Annotated in this window: 6 protein-coding genes; 2 read left to right on the forward strand and 4 right to left on the reverse strand. The window is 63.5% G+C overall.

Annotated features, from left to right (window positions below; translation table 11 throughout):
* Both VHL31_RS11810 and VHL31_RS11815 read left to right on the forward strand, forming a co-directional pair.
* Positions 1-462, forward strand: a 462-nt coding sequence (locus tag VHL31_RS11810; RefSeq protein WP_329661414.1) for a hypothetical protein, incomplete at its 5' end; no start/stop codon positions are given.
* Positions 463-576: 114 nt separating this feature from the next.
* Entirely contained in the window at positions 577-972 is a 396-nt protein-coding gene (locus tag VHL31_RS11815; RefSeq protein ID WP_329661415.1) for a metallopeptidase family protein, read from the forward strand.
* 3 nt (positions 973-975) lie between these two features.
* On the opposite strand, the gene VHL31_RS11820 is transcribed toward VHL31_RS11815, so the two are convergent.
* From VHL31_RS11820 to VHL31_RS11835, 4 genes are all read right to left on the reverse strand, one after another.
* A complete protein-coding gene (locus VHL31_RS11820) occupies positions 976-1,605 on the reverse strand; it encodes a cell wall hydrolase (protein ID WP_414653705.1) in 630 nt (209 codons plus the stop codon).
* 72 nt (positions 1,606-1,677) lie between these two features.
* Positions 1,678-2,478, reverse strand: a complete 801-nt coding sequence (locus VHL31_RS11825) for an amino acid ABC transporter ATP-binding protein (RefSeq protein WP_329661417.1) — start codon at positions 2,476-2,478, stop codon at positions 1,678-1,680.
* 12 nt (positions 2,479-2,490) lie between these two features.
* A complete protein-coding gene (locus VHL31_RS11830; RefSeq protein ID WP_329661418.1) occupies positions 2,491-3,156 on the reverse strand; it encodes an amino acid ABC transporter permease in 666 nt (221 codons plus the stop codon).
* A 10-nt stretch (positions 3,157-3,166) separates the two neighbouring features.
* On the reverse strand, positions 3,167-3,835 hold the full coding sequence (locus tag VHL31_RS11835) for an amino acid ABC transporter permease (RefSeq protein WP_329661419.1): 669 nt from the start codon (positions 3,833-3,835) through the stop codon (positions 3,167-3,169).
* Between the last annotated feature and the right edge of the window lie 56 nt (positions 3,836-3,891).

Raw genomic sequence — 3,891 nt, forward strand, 5'->3', positions numbered from 1 at the left:
TGGCTCCTTATTTCGATCATCATCCTGGCTCTGGTCCTCTGGAAGCCGATCAAGGAAACGCTCATCGGGACGCTCGACCGGCGTGCCGATCAGATCCGCAAGGAACTGGATGAGGCGCAGCGCCTTCGCGAGGAAGCCCAGGCCCTGCTCGCCAAGCACCAGCGCCAGCTTCACGACGGCGAAGGCTTGGCTGCCACCATCATGCAGCGTGGGGCGGAGGAGAACGCCCGGGTCGAGGCGCAGCTGCGCGCCGACCTGGAAGCGGCCATCGACCGTCGCACCAAGTCGGCGGAAGAACGGATTGCGCAGGAGGAGGCACTCGCCATCGCGGAGATCCGCGGCAAGGCGGCCGACCTCGCCATGCGGACCACGCGCCGGCTGATCGCCGAGCAACTCGATCCGGCCAAGGAGCAGGATCTGATCTCATCGGCCATCAAGGACGTCCGCCAGAAGCTTGCCTGATCTGGCGAGAACCAATTCCCGCCTGGATCACGAGGAACGGGTCCGTGGGTCTTCCAAACCTGCGGGCCCCGATCCATGTTCACGGGCCGGGGCAGGCAGGCGAGGTGCATATTCATGGACGAGCGGGGCTGGTTTCCTCCAAGCGCTGACGACATCGTCCGTATCGGGCAGGAGGTTCTTGCCGACCTGCCGGAGCCGTTCCGATCCCCGCTGCGCGACGTCCCGATCATCGTCCAGGAACTGGCGGGTGATGACCTGGTCCGGGAAATGCAGCTGGAAAACCCCTACGATCTCACCGGCCTCTATGCCGGCACTCCGGTGGGATTGCAGGAAAGTCGCGAGATTGGCTCCCAGCCCGACATGATCTTCCTGTTCCGCCAGGCAATTCTGGCGGAGTGGTGCGAGACGGACGTCGATTTCGAGAACCTGGTCCGCAACGTGCTGATCCACGAGATCGCCCACCATTTCGGCTGGAGCGACGAGGATATCGAGCGCGTGGAGTTCGGCTGAGACTTACTGGACGTCCGCGGTCTGTTCCGCACTGCGATAGAAGACGTGCTCACCGATGGTCGCGGTCTTGACGAACTCGCTGGCCCAGCTCGGCTGGGTCGCTAGCGTGTGGAAGTTCACCGCGCCGTCCGTAGGATCCTCGAGTTCTTGATTGAGCGCGCGGCGCGCGATCTCGGTGGCCTCGGCATAGGGCTGCGCTTCTTCCACGTCGTCCGGGCGACCGTCACACCACCATGAGAACTGGCAGGCACCGGTCTCCTTGCCTTGGGTCACCACGGCGCACACGGTCTTGGGGAAGGCCGGGTCGGCCAGCCGGTTCATCACGACAGCGGCCACCGCGCTCATGCCACGCTCGCCCTCCCCCTTGGCCTCCCAGTAGATCGTCCGGGACAGACAGGTGATGGCATCGTCCAGCGGTTGCTGCCCGGTCGGATCGACCGCCTTTGCCTCGGTAGGCGTGATCTGTTCGGCAGGCTTCACTGGCGCCGGCGCCGGCTGCTCAGCGATCTTCTCTTCGAGAGCCTCGGCCTTCTGCTCGACCTGTGCAACCTGCACGTCGTCAGCGATTGCCTGCCCGACCATACCCAGCGACAAGATCAGGGCTGCCGACCCTGCCCATGACCTCAACATCATTCCGCTCCACGCAAAATTACAGCGCGTGATCCGGACAACAGATATGGGTGGGCAAAGTTCCTTACAAGATCGTCATGCCGCCGTCCCGAGGATGCCATGGAAGCGGCCCAGGAACTGCTGGAGGCGTGGTGTGGCGGGGTTCTCGAAGACTTCAGCCGGCCGGCCCGACTGCGCCACGACGCCCGCATCCATGAAGATCACGTGATCCGCGACCTGACGGACGAACAGCATCTCATGGCTGACCAGCAACATGGTCATGCCGCTCTTCGCCAGATCCTGCATGACCGCAAGGACTTCAGCGACCAGTTCCGGGTCCAGGGCTGAGGTTACCTCGTCGAACAGGAGGAGGCGCGGCTCCATCGCGACCGCCCGCGCGATGGCGACGCGCTGCTGCTGCCCTCCCGACAGCTGATAGGGATAGTGATCGCTGCGATCGGCGAGGCCGACCCGGGCCAGCCAATGCCGCGCGATGTCGTGCGCCTCGGCCTTCGGTTTGCCACGCACCTTGGTGAGGCCGAGCATGATGTTCTGAGCCGCCGTCATGTGCGGGAACAGGTTGAAGCTCTGGAACACCATGCCGATCCGCGCGCGCTGGGCCGAGACCTGCGTCTCGCCGAGGCGTCGGCGCCGCTGGGCCTCGCCTTCGATCCGGTAGCCGATCTGCTCTCCGTCGAGCAGGATCTCGCCTCCTTCGTATTCTTCCAGCAGGTTGATGCAGCGCAGGAAGGTCGTCTTGCCGGAGCCGGAGGCACCGATCAGCGCCACGACCTGCCCTTGGTACACATCCAGGTCGATCCCCTTGAGGATCTGCAGCTGGCCGAAGGTCTTCTTGACCCCGCGGGCCTGCAGGAGCGGAGCGGGCTTAGCCACCATGGGAACGTCGCCTCAGTAGCGGAGGTGGGCATAGCGGCGCTCCAGCGCAGCGCCGACCTGCGAGATCGAGAAATTCAGCAGAAGATAGATGAGCGTCGCGAACAGGTAGAAGTGCAGGATCAGGTAGTTGCGCGCGATCGCCTGCTGGTTCGCCAGGAGGAACTCGACCACTCCGATGATCGACAGCAGCGTCGTGTTCTTCACGATTTCTGCGCAGGTGTTCATCCAGGGTGGCAGGACCCGACGGATCGCGAGCGGCACGATCACATGCGCCAGCCGCTGGTGGAACTGCAGGCCGATCGACTTGGCGGCTTCCATCTGGCCGTGAGGAATTGACTGGATGCCGCCACGGATCGTTTCGGCGATGTGGGCCGTCGAGAAGGCGCCGAGCGCGATCACTCCAGCCCAAAACGGCGCTACGTTGATCTTGAACAGGGCCAGGCCGTAATAGGTGAACAGGATCAGGACGAGCACCGGGATGCCGCGCAGCACGTCGACATAGAGTCGGATCAGCCAGCGGAGTGGGCGCCAGCCATAGCTCAGCGCGACCCCGAGGATCATGCCGCAGATCGATGCGATCACGATCGTCAGCACCGACGCGGAGACGGTGATGCCGAAGCCGGAGAGCAGGGACCAGCGCGCGATCCAGATTTCGTAGAGAAAAGTGCCCCGTTCCATGGTCTGACCTCTAGCGGATCGATGCGTAGCGCCGTTCGAGCGCACGGAGCATCAGCGCGATCGCGTAGGCGGTGACGAGGTAGAGGGCGCTCGCAGTCAGCCAAGCCTCCATCACCCGGTAGGTGTTGGCGTTGACCTGACGTGCAGTGAAGGTGAGCTCTGGAATGGCGATGGCGGCAGCCAGCGAGGTATCCTTGAACAGCGAGATCAGGTTGTTGCTGATCGCCGGCAGGGTGATGCGGAACATCACCGGCAGGACCACCCAGCGCTGGCGCTGCCAGGGCCGCATCCCAATCGACTTGGCCGCCTCGACATACTGCTTCGGGATCGAGGTCAGGCCCGAGCGGAAAACCTCGGCCATGTACGCGCCCGCGTAGAGGGAGAGCGTCAGGATGAAGGACTCGATCTTGTCGAGGAAGCGGATGCCCAGTTCCGGCAGTCCAAAATAGCACATGAAGATCAGCAGCAGGAGCGGTGTGTTGCGGATGAGCTCCACATACGCCCATGACGACCACTGGAGCCATTTGCTGTTCGAGGTGCGGGCATAGGCCAGCAGGAGCCCGATCACGCAGCCGATGATCAGGGAGAGGACGGCCAGACCCAGTCCGAGCAACAGCGCGTCGAGAAACTTGTCCCAATTCCGCCAGATGACGGACCAGTTGAAATTGTAATTGAGCATCGCTGGGCCGGGATCCTGCGGAGAAAGGATCTAGCGCCGAATCAGGTCGGCAACGG

Origin of the sequence: Geminicoccus sp., from assembly GCF_036263595.1 — a bacterium.
Taxonomy (GTDB): domain Bacteria; phylum Pseudomonadota; class Alphaproteobacteria; order Geminicoccales; family Geminicoccaceae; genus Geminicoccus.